Here is a 20140-nt window from a genome sequence, read left to right on the forward strand (position 1 = left end):
CCGTTAAGAAACAAAAAGACATTGAAAGTAAGAGGTAAAAATTATGGGGATGCTAGTTATTGGGATAATCTTGGGGTTGATTGTGATTGCCGTGTATGGCGCGCAACGTAAACAGCGCAAGATCCTCAACGACCAAAAATCTGGCTTACGCCATATCAAGCAAGTTAAGTTGCTTATTAGTTTATTGCAAAAGCACCGAGGTTTGAGTGCAGCTTGGTGCCAAGGCGACTCAAGTGTAATGGCTGAACTTAATCTGTTAAAAAGTGATATTCGCAAGGTCGTGATTGAATTAGAGGGCCATGGCTTAACGCAACAATTTGATCGTTTTGCTGCTTTTCAAGATCACTGGTCTCGCTTAGCTAAACACAAAGATGATTTAAGCGCAGAAAGTAGTTTTAAACAACATACGCATATGATTGCTAATGTTTTGTACTTACTCGAAGATGTGGCAGAGAAATATCACTTAAGCCAAGAGTTTTTACCTGAGTTTACCCATGTTGGCTACTTGTGGCGTGAATTACTTGCTGTAACCGAGAGTGTCGGGCAGTCGCGCGCTGTCGGTACTAGTGCTGTTACCGCTAAGCAATGCTCAAGTGTCGAGCGTATTCGCCTTAAGTTTTTACGCCAGCATATTACTCATGTATCTGAGAAAGTGCTGAAGCAAATGAAAACAGGCAGTGATAGTGAACTGAACAAATTTATAGATCAAGGTGTACAACATACTCGATATTTAACCTCAGCCATAGTTAACGAAATATTGGAGCCAGAAGAAATTGTGATGCAGCGCTCAGATTATTTTGATTTAGCCACTCAGACTATGGATTCGTTATTGAGTATTTTTGACCATCAAGTTTTGCAAATTGAGCTCGCCGTCACTAAATAGTGACATAACTTGGATTATAATTTGTAAACACAGGGAAGCACTCTCATTAACCGTGGTTACTTAAGCCACGGTGTTGAGATTAAACAACTCATAAATAAGATAATGAATCAAAATCCGCGCTTAGCGCAAAATCAAAGCCGCTCGATAGTCAAACAGCAAGGTAGTTTTAGTGGATGGTTTGATAAGTGGCAAGTTAACAGCCATTTTCAGCCTATATATTCGATTGCCCTACAGCGTGTCGTGGGTTACGAAGGTTTAATGCGCGTTAACGACAATGGCCGCGCTATTTCCCCCTTAGTAGCGTTTGCTAGCTGCAATAGTATTGATGAAACCCTTAAGCTTGATCGTTTAAGCCGAGCATTGCATTTACTTAATTTTAAGTCAGTACAAAGTCGAGGCCAGTGGATATTTTTAAACTTACGTGGTGAAGAAATTTGTCAGCGTAACCTTGACCCTAGTGACTTAGTTGAGCAGTTAGCGCGTCATGGGTATCAACCTCGACAAATCGTGTTAGAGATCCTAGAAGATCTGATTTTGGATGATCAGTTACTAATTGAATTCGTCGCCAACTATAAGGCGGCAGGTTTTATTGTCGCGATTGACGACTTTGGAGCTGGCTATTCTAATTTTGATCGTATTTGGAAATTAAACCCTAATATCGTCAAGCTCGATCGTTGTATGATCGCTAGCGCTGTTGAAGAGAACCGTGCGAGACGTATTTTTTCTCGCTTGATTAGTTTAGTACGCGAAACCGAAAGCCTAGTGCTGATTGAAGGCATTGAAACACAAGACGAAGCTTTGCTTGCTATGGATAGTGAAGCCGATATGGTGCAGGGCTATTATTTTGCTAAACCTAATTCGATGGACGAAGTTCGTGATTGCGATGCGTTAATGTCGTTCAAGCGCCTAGGCAATAAGCTGAATCATCAAAAAGCGAGTCAAGATTTACAATATCAGAGCAAAGTTAAAGTTTACGAAAGCCTGTTAAGTCATTGTGCCAATATGCTGCAATTGGGCGTTGGTTTTAAAGAGAGTTGTCAGCATTTAATTAAAAAGCAAGGTTGTAGTTGTGTTTACATGCTCAACCAAGAGGGTTTTCAAGTCACAACTACATTAAAAGGCATTGCAGCCGAGGCAACGGACACTCACTATCAACCCTTTGCAGACAATGAGGGTATTAACTGGGCTCGGCGCGAGTACTTTAGCAAAGCTATTTCAGCGATGGGCAAAGTTTATATTTCACAGCCTTATTTAGCGTTACCTGATGTGGCGATGAATGTTACCATTTCACTAGCCTTTTCTGCTAAAGGCCAATCCTACGTTTTATGCTGTGATGTGGATTATAAATATTTGGAAGTTGCTGATGAGCAGTCGACGTTGCCAACTGATCTAGGGGTAGATTTAGATTTAGGAAATATGCTGCTAGGTTAGGGGTTGTTTATCTTGCGGCTGGCACAAGGTTTGTCGATGTGAAATCGACCCTACAAGTTAGTAAATGGTTATAAATTCAACCGTTCAAAACTTTTGAGTTAAGGTAATAGTTTAGCGCCGATAAGTTAATTATAGTAAGCAAAAAAAGCGACAATTTGTCGCTTTTTTTAGTTGCAAAATGGGGCTTGAGTTGGGCTAACTAAACGCCTCCATATACGACACGAGATCGCGCGCCACAACGTCCATTTTTTTACCTTTATCCATGGCCATTTTGCGCAGCATTTTATGAGCATCATTTTCTGAAATGCCTTTTTGCTGCATGATTAAACCTTTTGCTCGATCTAACCACTTCCGATTTTCTAGCTTATCTTTGACTTCTGATAATTCACTACGTAATGCTTGCACCTCGTTAAATCGGGCAAAGGCAATTTGTAGTGTCGCCTCAACGTGATAAGGCAAACGATCAGACGCAATATAAGCGTTTATTTTCGAGTCGATTACGGCCTTGATCATATCGTGGGTTGGGTACTCAACATAAAACACGATAGGTTTAGGTGTGATCTGTTGAATAATGTTTAACGTCGCGATATGACTGGGTTTTATCCGGTCGACATCCAAAATAATGACATCAGGGTCGAATGATTCTAGTTTCTGTAAAACGAAATTATCGACCACCATAGGCAAGACGCTGTAGCTTGCCGTGAGTAGCGCATCTTTGATGCTACGTTCAAATTCTTCAGATTCAACAAATAACAGCGCTGTTTTGTCACTTTGAACCTGAGGATGGTATATGTTTTCCATAATAACTAACTTTTATTGGAGACTGAAAACTAAGCACGCCATTGTGCAAATAGGTTTAAGCAAAAAATATACCTATATGTAATTCCCTTTAATATCAGTGGGTTGTATCTGTGGTTGTGACGATTTTGGTGCGTTTTCACTCATTACCCCAAATTAGTGCACCAGATTGGCAAATGATTTTTTTCTTATTTTGCTGTTGGGGTAAATCTGGTTTCTAATCCTGCTTACGAGTATAGTTGCAACATTCATCGACTTGTGGGGTATATCGGTGGCAGAGCCATTTAAAAATTACATAAAAGCCGTAGGTAAAGGGCACAAAGCAGGACGTTATTTAACTCAGCTAGAAGCTGAAGATGCAATGGCGCAAATGCTCAGTGGTCAAGCGACGCCAGAGCAACTGGGTGCATTGCTGATGCTGTTACGCGTTCGTGAAGAATCAGTTGAGGAATTAGCGGGTTTTTTAACTGCCTGTCGTAGTGCGGTTAAAGACGAGTTTAAAGCGCTGGATTGTGTCGATCTTGATTTGGGTTGTTACGCTGGCAAGCGCCGTCATTTGCCTTGGTTTGTATTAGCGGTTGTGGCATTAGCGCAATCTGGTGTGCGCGTGATGATGCACGGTACGGCTGAACCGGAATCAAAGCGGTTGTATCTCAAACAAGTATTTGGAGAACTAGGCTGGCCCATTGCGTCAAATGCCCAGCAAGTACAAACGCATATAGCCCAACAAGGCTTTGCTTATGTTGATTTACAAGATCTCCATCCACAGTTGGATGAATTAATCCAATTACGAGCGTTGTTTGGTTTACGCTCATGCACTAACACATTGGCGCGTATGCTTAACCCAACAGGCGCTAAAAATAGCTTTCATGGTGTTTTTCATAAAGAGTTTGATGCGCGCCACGCTGAAGTCGCCGCTCAGCTAAAGGACAATAATGTGTCTTGTATTCGTGGTGAAGGGGGAGAAACCGAAGTTAACCCTGAGCGCGAATGTGTTATGCATATTGCGCGCGCTGGGCAACTAGCGACAGTGCAGTTACCTATTATGTTGGAAAAGTGGCAAATAAAACCGCGTGAATTATCGAGCGTTGAATTAGCTGATTTCTGGCGCTTATCTACCGCTGAGCAACAAGCTCAGAACCCATATGGTTATGCTGCTGTTATCGCTACTTTATCGAGTTTTTTAATTTTGATTGAAAAGCTCGATTTTGAATCCGCGCAGCAAAAAGCTTTGTCTGTTTGGCAAGCTCGTCAGCACTTTCCCGAGTAATGAATGGCCTGAGAGAGGGGGGATACCTTGTAGTGTCTTCTCACTCAGGTTTTATGGTTCATTTCTTATGGGTATTATTATTGTGGGCGAGCATTTATGCCAATGCCATTAAGTGGCTTGTGTTGGGCTTCGCAAGCTCAGCGCCAACCTACGTTGGCTTAAGTTAACGACATTGGCATTTATGCTTGCAGAACCCGCAAACCTTTCTGGCCTAAAAAAGCTTACCAAAAGTAGAGGAGCGTAAGCCAAATATCACTTACAAAAAGGCTAATGACTTTGTAACTATTAATTGGTTATCTGTCCGCAGCTTGAGATGCTAACAGTTATATTTACTCAGCCTACGCCGCTTCAGCTAAATATTTATGTAAGATAGCTTGTACGTCGGCAACTTGTAGGGGTTTGGTTAAATAGTCAATCATGCCAATTTCATAGGCTTTATCTATATCTTTTTTCATGGCGTTGGCCGATAAAGCACATATTTTTAATTGAGTAAAACCTTGCTCAAAGATTTTTGTAGTGGCTTGATAACCGTCCAAAATGGGCATTTGAATATCCATTAAAACCAGATCATAGTGTGTATTGTTGTGCACCATATCAACCGCTTCTTGACCATTTATCGCCTCGTCGTAGGTCACGCCAAATGTGCTTAGCATTTCACCTGCGACAATACGATTAATGTCATTGTCGTCAACTAATAAAACATGGCCGCTAAATTTACTGCGTGCTTTAGCTGTATTGGTATGCGTGTCGGTGAATTTTTCTGGGCTCCACACTTGATTGAGTTTATTGATAATTTGCTTAGGCGTAGCAGGTAACATTAATCTTTGAAAATGTTTCGGTAATGCGTCATCGACTATTGAGTTATCAATAATCAGTAGCAACTTTGTGTGCTGATTTACTTGGTTTAACCACTCCTCTAATGTGTGCCAATGGTCTAGCTTAGCAACTTCAACAATCAGTAACGAGGGCTGTTGAAATGTATGATCTTGATAATTGTCGTGGGTTAAATGGATTAGGGTGAATCCATAGTCTTGTAATTTAATTGGCGACAGTAGTGAAGTGCCATCATTAGCCAAGTAATAGACTGGGCACAATTCGCATTCAAGGTTTTGTAAAAAGTTGGGACTCGCTAAAGCTTGTAGTTTTAAAGTAACCGTAAATGTTGTGCCTTGTTGCGGTGTTGATTCGACATTAATCTCTCCCTGCATTAATTCAACTAATTGTTTGACTATGCTTAGGCCAAGACCTGTGCCGCCGTATTTACGACTGGTGCCTTGGTCCGCTTGAGTAAAGGATTGAAATATTTTATCCAGTTGAGCCTGAGACATACCTATGCCGGTATCTTTGATTTGTATTTGCAGCAATAAACTTTTGTCGCGAGAATGCTGGCTAAAATCAAAGGCGAGTTGGATAAAACCTTGTTCAGTAAACTTGATGGAATTATTGGCTAAATTGAGGATCACTTGACTAATGCGCAGCGGATCACCCATGAGTTGTTGCGGCATGTTTGGGTTGACGTTTAATTTAACCTTTAATTGTTTTTCTTGCGCTTTAACCCCAATGTTAGCAAGTAAGGTTTCCAAAATTTGATCAAGTGGGAAACCGACCGATTCGATATCTAATTTACCGGCTTCAATCTTTGAAAAATCAAGAATGTCATTAATGACACTCATTAATATTTGCCCTGAAAATAAGGCTTTCGACAAATATTCTTGCTGTTGTTCACTTACGTCGGTTCTCAGGCACAAATCAACCAGTCCAATCACGCCGTTTAATGGCGTTCTTATTTCATGGCTCATATTAGCCAAAAACAAGCTTTTTGATTCGGTGGCTTGTTCTGCTTTAATTTTAGCTTCAGCAAGTGCGCTATTTAGTTCTTGCTGGCGCTCATTTTGACTTTGCGCTTGAGCGAGTAATGTTTGGGTTTGTTCATTTTTTTGTTGGAAAACACTGGCTGCTTGTGCCAATTCTCCAATTTCATCTTGGCGGTCGAGGGAAGGCAATGTCTCTACATGCTCGCCAACGGATAATTTACGAAATATTTTAGACATGGATTTGATTGGCAATAAAACTCTAAAGCCTAATATGAGCGCCGAAATTAGGGTTGTAGTTATTGCCGCAGAGGCCAGCAGGATGTTTTTAAACAGGATGTCATCGGCGTTTTTTTGGGTTTGTTGGTTAATTTCTGCTTGTTGTGCCTCAACGAGTTCGACAAGTTGTTTGGTTAAAAACAGGAATTCGTTAGCTGAACCTGTCATCACTACATTGACTAAAAATACGTAACCCGTAGTTAATTGAGTTAATCGATAAAAGTTTTTTTTGCTGGCAGTTGTTTGCTGCAATATGGTTTCAATATCGGCATTTTGTTCACTTAACGGTGCTAAAGCGTGTTGAAACTCAGTTAATGCCAAATTAAAACGCTCAATATATTGGTAGTCGGGGCTGGCAATATATTGAAATGCGGCATTTTCAGCCTCTAATAAGTAACGCAATAATTGTGAGTGTAGACTTTGTGAAATAGCTTGTTTAAAGGGATATAGTGATTTTTGAGTTTGTTCCAACGCATTAATCACATGGGTTTGAAATAACCCTTCTTGGTTTTGCCTGCTGTTCACCACTTGCGCGAAGTTTTCTTGATAGGCTTGTAAATGTTCCAACATGCTGGCGACATAGTCAGAAAATTGCTGCTGATTATGGGTACCAACATGGCTGTTATCTAGTGTTTTTAATTGCTCAACTAATCCGGTTACTAACTCACTAAAGCGTTCACTGGCTGATTCGCTGCCGGTTTGTTTGTATATCAGCACATTGCGTTGTAGGTCGATAACTTGGGTTTGCAAGTTTTTTACCGTGGCAATATTAGTTAATGAGGTTTGCGTTAAGGCAAAGTTATCCGAATAGGAACGGCTCGATTGCACTGAAAAATATGCTTGAGCTATGGTTAACGACAATAACAGCGTTAATATAACGTATACTTGGCTTTTAATTGATGTCAGCATTGGCTTGCCTTAGGTGCTGATAAACTCATACCATTTTTGCAAACTGTACTCATAGGTTGGCATAACCGTATTCCATACAGCTACATTACTTAGACGTTCTATATAGCTACCGCCTGTGCGTACATTATTCTTTTTAACTGATACTAGGCCGTCAGTTCCAGTGAGATCTTGCTCTGCGGGTTTGCCTAAATACCAGTATTTCCACTCGGCTGGCGATAGTTGTAGTTTTGCACGCTGTGGATTGGAAATATAATAGCCTTGGCGGGCAATAAATGCCCCCGCCCAACCAGATAGCCACCAATTCATATAGTCGTAAGCTGCGTCTTTTACTCGCCCTTGAGCGGCGGAAGACAAGCACATAACCCCATGCCAGCCTCGATAACCCTCTTTAGGTGCGGCATAACGCACTGGTACATTCTGGCCGTTGAGTGACGCAACGGCGGGAGAAAACATGCTTTCAATGACAACCCGGCCACTTCGCATAAATTGCACAGATTCAGGTACAGATGTCCAATAGCCGCTAAAGTGTTGTTGTCGTTTGTATTGACCCAGTATGGTAAATAATTTATCAAGCTCGGTTTTACTGATGGCGCCAATATCATTAAATTCAATAAAGCCTTTAGCTTGTGCAGCTAATGCTAAGTCAAATAGGCCTATGGTTGGCGCATTGACTATACCAACTTTACCGCGATAGGCGTCATTTAATAACCAACCCCAGCTTTCGGTTTTATAAGGTTCCCCAGCGGCGATAACATTAGTGTTGTAGCCAAAAGAGTCAACGTTATGCACATAAGGTAAAAAGCTAATTTGCCCTGTAAAGTTAGCGCCTAATTGCCCATTTTTTTGAATATTGAGAATTTTCGATGGCGCGTCACCGGCCCCTAAATTGGCATTCGTCGTGAGCTTACCGGTTTTAGTTAAGTCGTTAATTTCATGCCAATAAGTGAGTCGTTTCGTGTCAATGGCTTGGATAGCTCCTGAACGCCAAAGTACGTTAATACTGTTAGACCATTGTTCGTATAGGTCAAACTGTTGTGGAAACATAGAGGCTTTTTGTAATACCGCAGCACTGCCTTTGGCTTCAAACGCAAGGTCAATACCAAGGTCTTCCATGGCTTTCTTGCGTATCGCTTCTTGTAATGTGACGTGCGTACCTAATATACGCAGTAAGGGCTTGGTGCGAGCAAATACATAGGGGGCTTGGCTATAAACGCCAACAGCCGCACTGCCCAGTAGTATTTTTTTTAGTGTACGACGTTTGCTTTGGTTCAATGTTGACATTGATGCCAATCTCACCATTTTTTTGGTTATTAGCTCAAAGCCTAGTCAAAGTTTATTGATTTAACCAATGCACCCTTAAAATTATTGTTCAGTTTTGCGTCTGGCAATATAGCCTTGCACCATGGCTAAGGAAAATTCATCAAAGCCGTTGGTATTAAGTAATTTGATGACATCTGGGTTTTCATTGGCAATGGCTTCAAATAATACAGTAATTGCATTGAGTGTTGCTTCGCGACTAATCACACAATCACGCGATGATTCGAGCATCATGTCTAATAATAATTGGCGTGAACACGCTGCGTGGCTGGTTGATGGCAGCTCTTGTTGGGTTGGGTTAAGTTCTACTACGTTCATTTTGGTTTCCTAAGTCGGATTGAGACTGAACTAATTTTGTTAATGATTCTTTTTCGTCTCAAACTGTAATACCTAACATTATTTTTATTTTTCAGATGGTATCTGCGACGTAGCGCACGAAAGTGTAAGCTGAGCTGATGCAAGACAGTGTTTGTTTTCATTTTGTGACGCCTTTCTTACCTTTCATAAGCGCGATATTCAGTGGTAAATAGCGCTATAATGATCAGTGTGTATACGAAGCTTTACACGCCTTAGTTTTCGCTTTTCTGTTTTTAGTGTGAGTAATATGAAATTATCTCAATTTGGTCAGCAGCTAACGTCTGATTCTGGCATAGTCAATTTAATGGCCGACCTCGGTAATGCGCTTAATGTGAATCCTAATCTGTTGTTTCTCGGCGGTGGTAATCCTGCCAAAGTCGATGAGTTTGAGTTACTGGTTAGTCAATTACTGAGTGAAATTGCGCAAGATCCGCAAGCATTACATAAATTGGTCGGGGTTTATCAATCACCGCAAGGTGCTGAAGATTTTATCCAACAGTTGAGTCACTATTTTCAGCAGCATTGTGCATGGCAAGTCGCAGACAAGAACATCGCTATCACCAATGGTAGTCAGTCGGCGTTTTTTATATTGATTAATATGCTAGCTGGCCAAGCGGCAGATGCGACGCAACACAAGCATTTTCTTTTTCCGTTAATGCCGGAGTATTTAGGTTATAGTGACCAAGGGGTAGCAGATGACTATTTTGTTGGCGCTAAACCGCAAATAGAAGAAATTGGCCCAGATTTATTTAAGTACAAAATTGATTTTGACAATCTGCATATTGATGACAAAGTGGCGGCAATTTGTGTATCTCGACCGACCAACCCAACCGGCAATATGATCACAGACGATGAATTAAACCAATTGTCTGATTTAGCTAAGCAGCACAATATTCCGCTAATTATCGATTGTGCTTACGGTGAACCTTTCCCAGGGATTGTTTATCAATCATCAAACTACCAATGGCAAGATCATCATATTCTGGTATTGAGTTTATCAAAATTAGGTTTGCCCGCGACGCGTACGGGAATCGTGGTTGCGCATCCTGATTTAATCCAACGAGTGGTGAAAGTGAATACCATCATGAGTTTGGCCAATGGTAATTTAGGCCCTGAACTAATGACGCGCATGCTGGCGCAAGGCAAAGTAAAATCAATTTGTAAAGACATGCTATTGCCCTTTTATCAGCGTAAACGAGATGTGCTGATGAATGCGTTACGCAATGAGCTGCAAGGTCTGCCTTATCGTATTCATCAACCTGAGGGTGCATTCTTTTTGTGGTTATGGCTAAAAGACTTGCCAATAAGTAGTGCCGATTTATATCAAAGGCTGAAACAGCAAGGGGTATTGGTCATGGATGGCTCGCCTTTCTTTTTTGCATTAGATGACGCGTGGCAGCATAAACAAGAATGTTTACGTTTGTCTTATTGTCAAAGTGATGAGGTGATTGAATCGGCTGCTAAAATTATTGGTCAAGAGGTTAAAGCTTTGTACAGTAAACAAGCATAACTTATTGCGTTAAATTTGCTTTACTTTGATTGGAGTTGCGTAAACTAACGATATAGTCTTCTCGCTCAGGCTTTATGGTTCATTGTCAGCGCTTACTCACCCCAATCACATAATAGGGCATATGCTCATGGGGATTCGAAGCTTGACGGCTTCCCCTAAAACTTGATCGCTTTGACGATAATATCAGCGTTAGAGAGTAACTCCAGATGATAAAATTAGCTGTTTTTGATTTAGATGGCACCTTGATTGATTCGTTGCCAAGTATTGCCCATGCGCTAGATAGTGCCTTGGCGGCAATCAATTATCCATTGGTTGGGGAAGATAATACGCGCCAGTGGATCGGTAATGGCAGTGATGTTTTGGTTGCCCGCGGTATGAGCCGAAGCCGTCAGATTAATGCTGATTTGCCACCAGAGCTGTTAGCCAACGCCCGCCAAATTTTTAATCAAACCTATCAAGCCGCAGGGCATCAATTTGATCGAATTTACCCTAACGTGGCGCCAACGTTAGATAAATTGGCGGCTAAAGGTATTAAAATGGCGGTGTTGACCAATAAAACTGAGTGTTTTGTTGAGCCCATATTGCAACACTTTGCTATTGATCAGCATTTTAAATACGTGATTGCCGGTAACACCCTAAGCGAGCGCAAACCTTCACCTTTAGGGTTGCATTGGTTGGCAAATAAGTTTCAAGTGACAGCGCAAGAAATGCTGATGGTAGGTGATTCTGAAAACGACATTAAAGCGGCTCAGGCAGCCGGCTGTTTGTCGATTGGCTTAACTTATGGTTATAACTATGGGGTGCCCATTAGTGAGGCGGACCCTGACTTTGTTATCGACGATTTTGCTCAATTGCTTGATATTCCAGCACTTAAACATACGCAACACGCGTTGCTAGAGGAAACTGTTTAATTCCTTGTTATACTCGCGCTTTTTTGCGTATTAGTGCCGGTTGTCAATGGCGTGGTGATAAGGGGAATTGATTATGAATTGTGGATTAGATTTTGGAACGTCGCATTGTGCGCTTGGTGTCAGTTATGGCCAGCAAACCGAAATCGTTCCCTTATTTACACATAATGATAAGCCCACGCGTTTCATGCCATCAACCTTGTATGCATTCGAGCGAGGGCTAATTAGTGACTACATATATCAAGCGTTAAGCTCGCAACCTGAACTGGCAACTGGTTATCTGCAAGCCCGTAAACTCGCTTTGCAAAAAGCGCCAGCCCTACGACGAAATCATGATTTAACTGCTAATGAAACAGCTTGTTTTGTTGGTCATGAGGCCATTAGCGAATATTTAGAGTTTCCAGAAGAAGGCTACTTTGTAAAATCACCAAAATCATTTTTGGGTGCCAGTGGCTTACAGGCAAATCAAATTGAATTTTTCGAAGATCTGGTCACGGCTATGATGCTGTCTGTTAAAAATCAGGCAGAAAAGCATTTACAGCAAAGTTTGCAAAATGTGGTAATTGGCCGACCGGTCAATTTCCAAGGCATTAATAGTGAACACAGCAACAAACAAGCCATAGATATTTTAACATTAGCGGCTCAGCGTTGTGGCTTTCAACAGGTTGAATTTTTGTATGAACCTTTAGCCGCGGGTATTGATTTTGAGAGCCAGCTCGATCAAGAAAAAACCGTACTTGTGGTTGATATTGGTGGTGGTACAACCGATTGCTCCATGGTGATCATGGGACCCGATCGCCAGCAACTGACTGAGCGACAAGGCGATTTTCTAGCTCATACCGGTAAACGGGTAGGCGGTAATGATTTAGATATCTTTTTTGCGTATAAACAGCTTATGCCATTGTTTGGTTTAGGTAGCGAGTTTAAAACGGGTAAAAGTTTACCAACACGCATTTTTTGGGATGCGGTAGCGACGAACGATGTTGTTGCGCAAACTGAATTCTACAGCCGCAGTAACGCCAACGCACTCGACCAACTAACTCGAGACGCTGCACAAGGCCATTTGATTAAGCGCTTATATCAACTCCAGCAAACTAAACAAAACAATCGCTTAGTGCGCAGCGCAGAACTGGCAAAAATCCAGCTTAGTGAGCAACCTCAAACCCAAGTGGAATTAGACTATATTTCGCATGGTTTAAACCAACAACTGACACCGCAAGATTTTGCTGATGCTATTCAAGCACCTATTAAGGATATTCAAAGCTTGATTGTCGAAGCGATTAATCAAGCTCAATGTCAGCCTGATGTTATTTATTTAACTGGCGGTAGTGCTAAGTCGCCAGTATTGCGCCAAGCAGTACTCGATGCAGTTCAACAAGCGCATCAGCAATCAGAACAAGCTATCCCTTTACTTGATGGTGACTATTTCGGCAGTGTTACGGCTGGGTTAGCTAAATGGGCATCGCGGATTTACGCTTAAGGGATACGCCATTGTTCGGCTAAACCATAGCTACTTTCAGAAATTAAGGTTTGATTGTCTTGACTAAAAGCAAAGTCCAGAATGGTGACACCTAGGCTGTCACCTTCATAGCGCCATTCAGCTATTTTTTCGCCGTTGTGGATATTCCATAGTTTTATTTTTTGGTTAGGTGCACCTGTCGCTAGTGTCGCGCCATCATGTGAAAAAACCGCACTGGTGAATATTTGCTGACGCATAGGGTAGATTAATTGCGATACTCGCTTACCGCTTTGTAGGTGCCAAATATAAGACTCTTTAAAACTATTGGCGGTAAAGGCATATTGACCGGATTGGTCAAAAGCGACTTGGGTTACTCGGCCTTCATGTTTGAATGTTCGTAATATTTTTACCGTTCGAGTATCCCAAAAGTGGACTTCACCCGCATAGCTACCGGTTAATGCAAAATGACCATTATCAGATAAATCGACTCGATTAATTCGTTCAGTATGGCCTAAAAAACGAACACGACGGCCAGTGTCCAATTGATAAAACTCGACAACCCCATTTAGCAAGCCAATTAATAATGCTCGGCCTTGATTAGCAACTTTAATATCGACAATGCGGCTTTCATCTATTTGCCAAAAGCCTTTGTTGTGGCCAGTTGCCATGTTCCAAAGCGCAATTTCTGCGTTGGTTGCTGTCACTACATGGCTATTGTCGCTAGCGATATCGACATGGACTACTTGATTGTTTTTGTCGTTGTGGTGCCATAAGTATTTGGGGTTGTTTTTGGCCATTTCCCATAGGGTGATACCAGTATTGGTCGATACCACAGCGTATTCACCAAATTTAGATAGATCAGCTGCATAAGCTCCATTTTCTGTATGAAGCCATACCTTTTGCCGATTTTCACCGACTTTGGAACAGGCTATTAAGCTAATACTTATGACAACTAAGCTAATCCATCTCAACATTGCAATACCTTATGGGTTGGCGAACAACACACTTTCAAATATAGCCCACTGAGCCAGAAGGTGTTCAGACGGCTTTTTCTGATAGTCACTGCGGACAAATTGGCTAATATGCCCTGCAATCCAACAGACTAATTGATTGGCAACAACTGCTTCGTTATAAGGGAAGTCTTTGCCTTCACGTAATTTTCGTTCGCGCAGTATTTGTTTAAATTGCACTTCAAGCTTATCGTAAAATTGATTAACTCGTTCACGTAAACGTGCTTGCTCACCCATTAGGGCTTCGCCGCTTAATAAACGCGATATTCCAGGGTTACGCTCGGCAAATAAAATGACTAATCGACAAGCTTGAAACGAGCGGGGAGCAGCTTGTTTTTCTTCTTCTAGTATGGTGTTAATCCGACCTAAAATACTGTCCTCAATAAAATCGAGCAATCCTTCATACATACGGGCTTTGCTGGGAAAATGCCGGTAAAGCGCAGCTTCGGTGACACCCACAGCCGTCGCTAATTTTGCAGTGGTTATACGCTCGCCAGGGTTGGTTTCTAGCATTTGCGCTAATGCTTGCAATATTTGATGTTTGCGTTCGCCTTTTTTCTTGGTTTGAGTTGGCATCGAAATCTCCAATTATTTTTTATTGATATGCTCGGCGATCAACAGCATTAATTTGGTGGCGAGTGCTGTTTTATCGGCAAGTTCTAATGTTTGTTTACCTTGAGGCCAAAAAACCTGCAACGCATTTTGGTCAGCGCCAAAACCTTGGCCAGTCAATGCAACGTTATTGGCTGCAATCATGTCGAGATTTTTGCGTTGCATTTTATCTAATGCGTATTTTTCTATATCTTGTGTTTCTGCTGCAAAGCCAACGGTAAAGGGCCTTTTATCGAGCGCCGCGACGCTGGCTAAAACGTCGGGGTTGCGGGTTAACTCAATGGTCATAGTGGCTTGTGACTTTTTAATTTTATGCTGAGCCTGATCCGCGGCTCGATAATCGGCAACTGCGGCACAACCAATGAAAATATCGGCGTTATTCACTAAGCTTAGGCTTGTGTCTAACATTTGTTGTGCTGATACAACAGAGTGACGATTGACGCCGTATGGACTGGGTAGATTACAAGGGCCGGAAACCAGCTCAACCCGACAGCCTAATTGCTGCGCGGCTGCGGCAATGGCATAGCCCATTTTGCCAGAACTGTGATTAGAGATATAACGCACTGGATCAATGGCTTCTTGTGTCGGTCCGGCGGTGATGACTAGCTTTTTGCCGGCTAAAGGTTTGGGAGCCAATATCCCTTGTAAGCCAGCAATAATGTCTAATGGCTCCGACATGCGCCCGACACCCACATCGCCACAAGCTTGCTCGCCAGAGGCAGGGCCGAGCACTTGTTTGCCATCGTCGATTAAAGTGGCCATATTGCGTTGGGTTGCTTTGGCGGCCCACATTTGTTGGTTCATAGCAGGGCAAACCACAATGGGAGCAGGCGTCGCTAAGCATAAAGTTGACAGTAGATCGCCGGCTAAGCCATTAGCAAGGCAGGCTATGGTATTAGCGGAAGCGGGAGCGACGATAACGACATCTGCCCATTTAGCTAACTCAATGTGCCCCATGGCGGCTTCTGCTGCCGGATCGAGTAAAGAGTCGGAAACTGGGTTGCCGGAAACGGCTTGCATGGTCAGTGGTGTAATAAAGGCCTTGGCACCTTGGGTCATGACCACTCTAACATCTGCGCCTAGATCTTTAAGGCGGCGGGTGAGCTCTGCGCATTTATAGGCGGCAATTCCGCCGGTCATACCCAGTAATATTTTTTTCTGGTTAAGGTAATTCACTTAAACCCCATTGAAAAAATGTTAATTTTCCTTGAAACTGCAATAGGAAATTAGATAGGCCGCTAAAGATCGTCAAAATAGTTGAGCCTGTCAATGAATTATATACCTAAGTTGTTTAATTTATTAGCTTAAACAGTAAGTAAGTACTTGTTTCGAATAAAGGGATAATATGAGCATCAAGGATTGGCCGGCGCAAACTCGCCCGCGTGAAAAACTACTCATGTTGGGCGCAGATAGCCTGACCGACGCTGAGCTACTAGCAATATTTCTTAGAACAGGAGTGCAAGGTTGTTCAGCTGTGCAACTCGCTCAAGAGCTACTCGGCCAATTTGGTAGCTTACGAGCGTTACTGGCCGCCGATGAGCAAGCTTTTAGTTTAGGCAAGGGCTTAGGGTCGGCAAAATACGCCCAGCTTCAGGCGAGTGTTGAAATGACCAAGCGCTATTTGGCGGAAACCTTGCAACGCGGTGATGTTATGGATTCGCCATTGGCCTGTCAGCAGTTTTTAACCGCGCAGTTGCGTGACGAGCCAAACGAGGTATTTGCGGTTATTTTTCTCGACAATAAAAACCGTGTGATTAAATATTTACCTATGTTTTATGGCACGATAGATGGCGCAGCGGTTTATCCAAGAGTTGTGGTGCAAAAAGCCTTAGAGCTGGGCGCAGCAGCGGTTATATTGGCGCACAACCATCCTTCAGGTATTGCCGAGCCTAGTATGGCAGATAAGCAAATTACTCAACGCCTAAGCCAAGCGTTAAATTTGATTGATGTTAGAGTGCTCGATCACTTTGTGATAGGTGATGGCGATGTGTTATCGTTTGCTGAGCATGGTTTGCTTTAGGGTCGATTTTTTCTAAATTTGTCTAAAAACGAACAGCTTAAGCGTTAGTCGAGATTAAATGCTAATTTTTTAAGCAATAAGTTTGAATTAAGTTGACTTTAAAAGTGTTTCTCTGTATAAATTGCGCCCTCTTGAATCAGGGTACGCAGAATGTATTTTTCAGGTTGATGACCTGAAAACGTAATTGGAGACACAGTAATGTCTAGAGTATGCCAAGTTACTGGTAAAAAGCCTGCGGTAGGTAACAACCGTTCGCATGCTAAAAATGCAACTAAGCGTCGCTATTTACCTAATTTGCAATCACACCGTTTTTGGGTTGCAAGTGAAAATCGTTTTGTTAAATTGCGTTTATCAACCAAAGGTATGCGTATCATTGACAAAAAAGGTATTGACGCTGTTTTAACTGAAATCCGCGCGCGCGGTGAAAAAATTTAAGGTAGCCGAAAATGCGTGATAAAATTAAATTAGTTTCAACTGCTGGTACAGGTTATTTCTATACCACAGATAAGAACAAGCGTAACATGCCTGGTAAGTTTGAGATCAAAAAGTTTGATCCAAAAGTACGTAAGCACGTTCTTTTCAAAGAAGCTAAAATTAAGTAAGCTTTTTTGTGATTTTGAAAAAACCCGGCTTGACCGGGTTTTTTATTGCCTGAAATTCGTATAATTGGCCTTTTCTGATTAAGAATCAATAAACCATGATCCGACTCGACCGCCGCGGCTGGAACAATGTGCTTATTTTTGCCAGCTTAACCATGATACTGCTGTTTAATGGTGTGCATAACAAATTACTGAATAATGAACCGGAATTGGGCAGTATGCATGCTGTTTTTCCTAGCGAGCAGATATTATTAACCTTGGATATGCCTGGCGTATCAATAGAACGTGTCGGCCGAGGTTGGCGTGCCAACCCTGCAAAGCAATATACAGAGCAACAACTCGAAAAATTGATAGTGGCTTGGCAAGCCATGCAAGGCGAGTTATTGAGTGCGACACAAGCAGCTGCTTATCAAGTTAATACTCATCCTGATTATGTGGTAACAGCTTGGTTTGCCGGACAAAGACAAGGCTATGTTTTACAGATTTATGTTGAGCAAACGGGGTTATTGATTAACGACATTCAACAAGATGTTTGGCTGCGAGTCGATGATGCCAAGCTAGACACATTATTTATCAATTAAGTTTGCTGCCATGCCTGAATTACCTGAAGTAGAAGTCACTCGACAGGGTATTGAACCCCATATTAATCAACAAACTATCACTAAGGTCATTGTACGTCATCGCCAAATGCGCTGGCCAATACCTGAAGAAGTTAGCTTACTACAAGACCAAATCATTCTGTCAGTTAAGCGCCGAGGTAAGTACTTATTAATTAATACGGCAATTGGCACGCTAATATTACATTTAGGCATGTCAGGTTCGTTAAGAATACTGCCTGTGACTGCTGAAATTAAAAAGCATGATCATTTTGAGTTGCAGCTTAGTAATGGTCAGTGTTTACGTTTAAACGATCCGCGGCGCTTTGGCGCTGTGTTATGGCAAAATTGGCAGCAAACAGAGCCATTGAGTCAATTAGCCAGTTTAGGCCCTGAGCCTTTGTCGGATGACTTTAATGCAGCTTATATCAAGGATAAAGCCAAAACCAAAAGTATTGTGATTAAAAACTTTATTATGGACAGTAAAGTGGTGGTAGGTGTAGGCAATATTTATGCTAACGAGTCGTTATTTTTAGCCGGTATTCACCCTAAACGGCCAACCAATCAAGTTACAGAGCAAGAGTGGCAACAGCTTGTTAGTGTGATTAAGCAAGTGCTTGCGGCTGCAATTAAGCAGGGGGGTACTACGCTAAAAGATTTCACCAATGCAGATGGTAAACCGGGTTATTTTGTACAGTCACTTAATGTATATGGCCGTGGTGGAGAAAACTGTGTCACCTGTGGCCAAGTGTTAAACGAGTGCAAAATAGGCCAACGTGCCAGTGTGTTTTGTGGCTTTTGTCAAAAGTAACGGTCAAAAATAGCGGTCAAAAGTAATGGTCAAAAGTAATGGTCAAAAGTTTCGCTCAAAAATAACAGAATGGTTTAACTTGCATTAATTTGGGTCAAAATTCGTCGATTTGTCATATTTTCGTAAGATATATCCCACAGCGAGATACTAATAGTAATTTAAATCAGTAACTTAGCTTTTTTGTTACAATAATATTACAGGTGAGATTGTTGGCGTATAGCACTTTCCGATACACTTTTGTTTTTTCTCTTCTACAATAAACAGCTCACGTCGCATAATAATGTCTGGAGCATGGAGTTATGTGCGGCGGATATAAAACTAAAAACAAGTACGAACATTAAATATCAGTTTCAACCCCATTGAAGAAGGATGTTCTTCGATGAGTGAATTCAGTATCCGGTTGCTTACATGACTGGGTAAGAATGAGTGCTGGATCTGATTAGGTTGGGTTATGCAGTGGTGCATGGCAAATCTTGGTTTGTGCAAAATAAAGGAGCTGTACCCGTGGTTGTCATTGTCACTTTATTTGTTGTTGCCGCTATTGTACTTGCCTCGTTGCTGGTATTACACCTGTATGATCAATCCCATAAGGATGAGAATCCGGACACTGACGATGGCGTACTAAGCCAAGCGGAAGCCTACATAGCGAAAATTAAGCCAAAAGATATATCCGCTCAGTCATCTAAATCATGGCGTTAATTCAAGCCCCCAAATGGCTTAAAAAATGAATTGTAAGTTGGCTTAATAGATATTCAGTGGCCGACAATTATTGTTTTGTAGGTCACTGAAAATTGTTGAATATTTCCCCTAACCTCACTTAAATTATACTGACTCCTTGCCCGCAGTATTGAGTTTGTTCAACAATTGAACTTCTACTGGTTTAGGTACAAAACCACTAATATCCCCGTGGTGTAAGGCTATTTCTTTCACTAAGGTTGATGAGATAAAAGAGCATGATTCGGAAGGTGGTAAAAAAACACTTTCGAGCTCATGGTTTAAACGCTTATTGGCTGAAGCTAACTGCAGTTCGTATTCAAAGTCGACCGTGGTGCGTAAACCGCGCAATAGTACAGAGGCATTTTGTTGTTTAGCAAAGTCGACTAGTAAGCCAGTAAACCCCACAACCTCGACACAGGCCATATCTTGAGTGACTTGTTGTGCAAGGGCGACTCTTTCCTCTAGGCTAAATAAAGGCTTTTTATTTGGATTAAAAGCCACGCCAATAATAACTTTATCGAACAGTTTGGCTGCTCGGGTAATTAAATCAGTATGGCCATTGGTAATGGGGTCGAATGTGCCTGGATAGATGGCAGTAATTGGCATGCGTTGTCCTTACTTAAACAATAACCGCATTGGTAATATTAACCATAATTGTAACAGTTAACTTTTTGATACCAAAGGTGAATAGAGGAGGAGTCATGTATTCAATAAAAGATACTGATATAGTCTTCTCGCTCAGGTCTTATGGTTCATTGTCAGCGCTATCTCTCGACTTTGGCTCCTGCGTCGTCCTAACACCTAAATCCATTTAGGCGGCCCCAATCACATAGTAGAGCATAT

At 41.9% G+C, this 20140-nt stretch carries 20 protein-coding genes; 12 read left to right on the plus strand and 8 right to left on the minus strand.

All coding sequences use genetic code 11. The annotated features are described in order from the left end of the window. Positions 1-43 precede the first annotated feature (43 nt). Together C2869_RS10855 and C2869_RS10860 are read left to right on the plus strand one after the other, a co-directional pair. Complete coding sequence (locus C2869_RS10855) at positions 44-883, plus strand: nitrate- and nitrite sensing domain-containing protein (protein ID WP_108602958.1); 840 nt, start codon at positions 44-46, stop codon at positions 881-883. 102 nt (positions 884-985) lie between these two features. After that, on the plus strand, positions 986-2314 hold the full coding sequence (locus C2869_RS10860) for an EAL domain-containing protein (protein ID WP_108602959.1): 1329 nt from the start codon (positions 986-988) through the stop codon (positions 2312-2314). A 195-nt stretch (positions 2315-2509) separates the two neighbouring features. Here C2869_RS10860 and C2869_RS10865 read toward each other — a convergent pair whose 3' ends face one another. After that, positions 2510-3115: an ANTAR domain-containing response regulator gene (locus tag C2869_RS10865; protein ID WP_108602960.1), complete on the minus strand. Its 606-nt coding sequence runs from the start codon at positions 3113-3115 to the stop codon at positions 2510-2512. A 268-nt stretch (positions 3116-3383) separates the two neighbouring features. Here C2869_RS10865 and C2869_RS10870 point away from each other — a divergent pair, with 268 nt between their 5' ends. After that, the gene (locus tag C2869_RS10870; RefSeq protein WP_108602961.1) at positions 3384-4382 is read left to right on the plus strand and encodes a glycosyl transferase family protein; all 999 of its coding nucleotides are present in this window, start codon (positions 3384-3386) and stop codon (positions 4380-4382) included. A 338-nt stretch (positions 4383-4720) separates the two neighbouring features. Here C2869_RS10870 and C2869_RS10875 read toward each other — a convergent pair whose 3' ends face one another. The 3 genes from C2869_RS10875 to C2869_RS10885 form a co-directional block, all read right to left on the minus strand. Continuing rightward, positions 4721-7381: an ATP-binding protein gene (locus tag C2869_RS10875; protein WP_108602962.1), complete on the minus strand. Its 2661-nt coding sequence runs from the start codon at positions 7379-7381 to the stop codon at positions 4721-4723. A gap of 9 nt (positions 7382-7390) precedes the next feature. Further along, positions 7391-8662 carry an ABC transporter substrate-binding protein gene (locus tag C2869_RS10880; RefSeq protein ID WP_228710653.1) on the minus strand — a complete coding sequence of 424 codons (1272 nt, stop codon included), beginning with the start codon at positions 8660-8662 and terminating at the stop codon, positions 7391-7393. Positions 8663-8743: 81 nt separating this feature from the next. Further along, positions 8744-9016 (minus strand): hypothetical protein, encoded by a 273-nt coding sequence (locus C2869_RS10885; RefSeq protein WP_108602964.1) that lies wholly within the window; start codon positions 9014-9016, stop codon positions 8744-8746. A 286-nt stretch (positions 9017-9302) separates the two neighbouring features. Here C2869_RS10885 and C2869_RS10890 point away from each other — a divergent pair, with 286 nt between their 5' ends. From C2869_RS10890 to yegD, 3 genes are all read left to right on the plus strand, one after another. Continuing rightward, on the plus strand, positions 9303-10565 hold the full coding sequence (locus tag C2869_RS10890; protein ID WP_108602965.1) for a valine--pyruvate transaminase: 1263 nt from the start codon (positions 9303-9305) through the stop codon (positions 10563-10565). Positions 10566-10771: 206 nt separating this feature from the next. Then, positions 10772-11476: a phosphoglycolate phosphatase gene (locus C2869_RS10895; RefSeq protein WP_108602966.1), complete on the plus strand. Its 705-nt coding sequence runs from the start codon at positions 10772-10774 to the stop codon at positions 11474-11476. Between the two features lie 73 nt (positions 11477-11549). Beyond that, positions 11550-12953, plus strand: a complete 1404-nt coding sequence (gene yegD, locus C2869_RS10900) for a molecular chaperone (RefSeq protein WP_108602967.1) — start codon at positions 11550-11552, stop codon at positions 12951-12953. Here yegD and C2869_RS10905 read toward each other — a convergent pair. From C2869_RS10905 to coaBC, 3 genes are read right to left on the minus strand one after another with little or no spacing between them, the layout of a single operon-like run. Then, on the minus strand, positions 12950-13906 hold the full coding sequence (locus tag C2869_RS10905; protein ID WP_108602968.1) for a WD40 repeat domain-containing protein: 957 nt from the start codon (positions 13904-13906) through the stop codon (positions 12950-12952). The two genes, yegD and C2869_RS10905, sit on opposite strands and share 4 nt — an antisense overlap. Positions 13907-13915: 9 nt before the next feature. Continuing rightward, positions 13916-14518: a nucleoid occlusion factor SlmA gene (gene slmA / locus C2869_RS10910; RefSeq protein WP_108602969.1), complete on the minus strand. Its 603-nt coding sequence runs from the start codon at positions 14516-14518 to the stop codon at positions 13916-13918. Positions 14519-14530: 12 nt separating this feature from the next. After that, a complete protein-coding gene (gene coaBC / locus C2869_RS10915; protein ID WP_108602970.1) occupies positions 14531-15730 on the minus strand; it encodes a bifunctional phosphopantothenoylcysteine decarboxylase/phosphopantothenate--cysteine ligase CoaBC in 1200 nt (399 codons plus the stop codon). A gap of 169 nt (positions 15731-15899) precedes the next feature. Between coaBC and radC the strand changes: the two genes are divergently transcribed. The 6 genes from radC to C2869_RS10945 all read left to right on the plus strand — a co-directional run bounded on the left by radC (position 15900) and on the right by C2869_RS10945 (position 19279). After that, positions 15900-16574 carry a RadC family protein gene (radC, locus tag C2869_RS10920; RefSeq protein WP_108602971.1) on the plus strand — a complete coding sequence of 225 codons (675 nt, stop codon included), beginning with the start codon at positions 15900-15902 and terminating at the stop codon, positions 16572-16574. 198 nt (positions 16575-16772) lie between these two features. After that, entirely contained in the window at positions 16773-17009 is a 237-nt protein-coding gene (gene rpmB / locus C2869_RS10925) for a 50S ribosomal protein L28 (RefSeq protein ID WP_108602972.1), read from the plus strand. 11 nt (positions 17010-17020) lie between these two features. Next, complete coding sequence (rpmG, locus tag C2869_RS10930; protein ID WP_108602973.1) at positions 17021-17176, plus strand: 50S ribosomal protein L33; 156 nt, start codon at positions 17021-17023, stop codon at positions 17174-17176. Between the two features lie 95 nt (positions 17177-17271). After that, positions 17272-17754 carry a hypothetical protein gene (locus C2869_RS10935; protein WP_108602974.1) on the plus strand — a complete coding sequence of 161 codons (483 nt, stop codon included), beginning with the start codon at positions 17272-17274 and terminating at the stop codon, positions 17752-17754. Between the two features lie 10 nt (positions 17755-17764). Continuing rightward, positions 17765-18580, plus strand: coding sequence for a bifunctional DNA-formamidopyrimidine glycosylase/DNA-(apurinic or apyrimidinic site) lyase (mutM, locus tag C2869_RS10940; RefSeq protein WP_108602975.1), 816 nt, complete (start codon positions 17765-17767; stop codon positions 18578-18580). Between the two features lie 426 nt (positions 18581-19006). Continuing rightward, the gene (locus tag C2869_RS10945) at positions 19007-19279 is read left to right on the plus strand and encodes a hypothetical protein (RefSeq protein WP_159084133.1); all 273 of its coding nucleotides are present in this window, start codon (positions 19007-19009) and stop codon (positions 19277-19279) included. A 123-nt stretch (positions 19280-19402) separates the two neighbouring features. Here the strand turns inward: C2869_RS10945 and coaD are convergent, their stop codons facing one another. Further along, complete coding sequence (gene coaD / locus C2869_RS10950; protein ID WP_108602977.1) at positions 19403-19903, minus strand: pantetheine-phosphate adenylyltransferase; 501 nt, start codon at positions 19901-19903, stop codon at positions 19403-19405. Positions 19904-20140: the final 237 nt, after the last annotated feature.

The organism is Saccharobesus litoralis (assembly GCF_003063625.1).
In the GTDB taxonomy this organism is placed as follows: Bacteria; Pseudomonadota; Gammaproteobacteria; order Enterobacterales; family Alteromonadaceae; genus Saccharobesus; species Saccharobesus litoralis.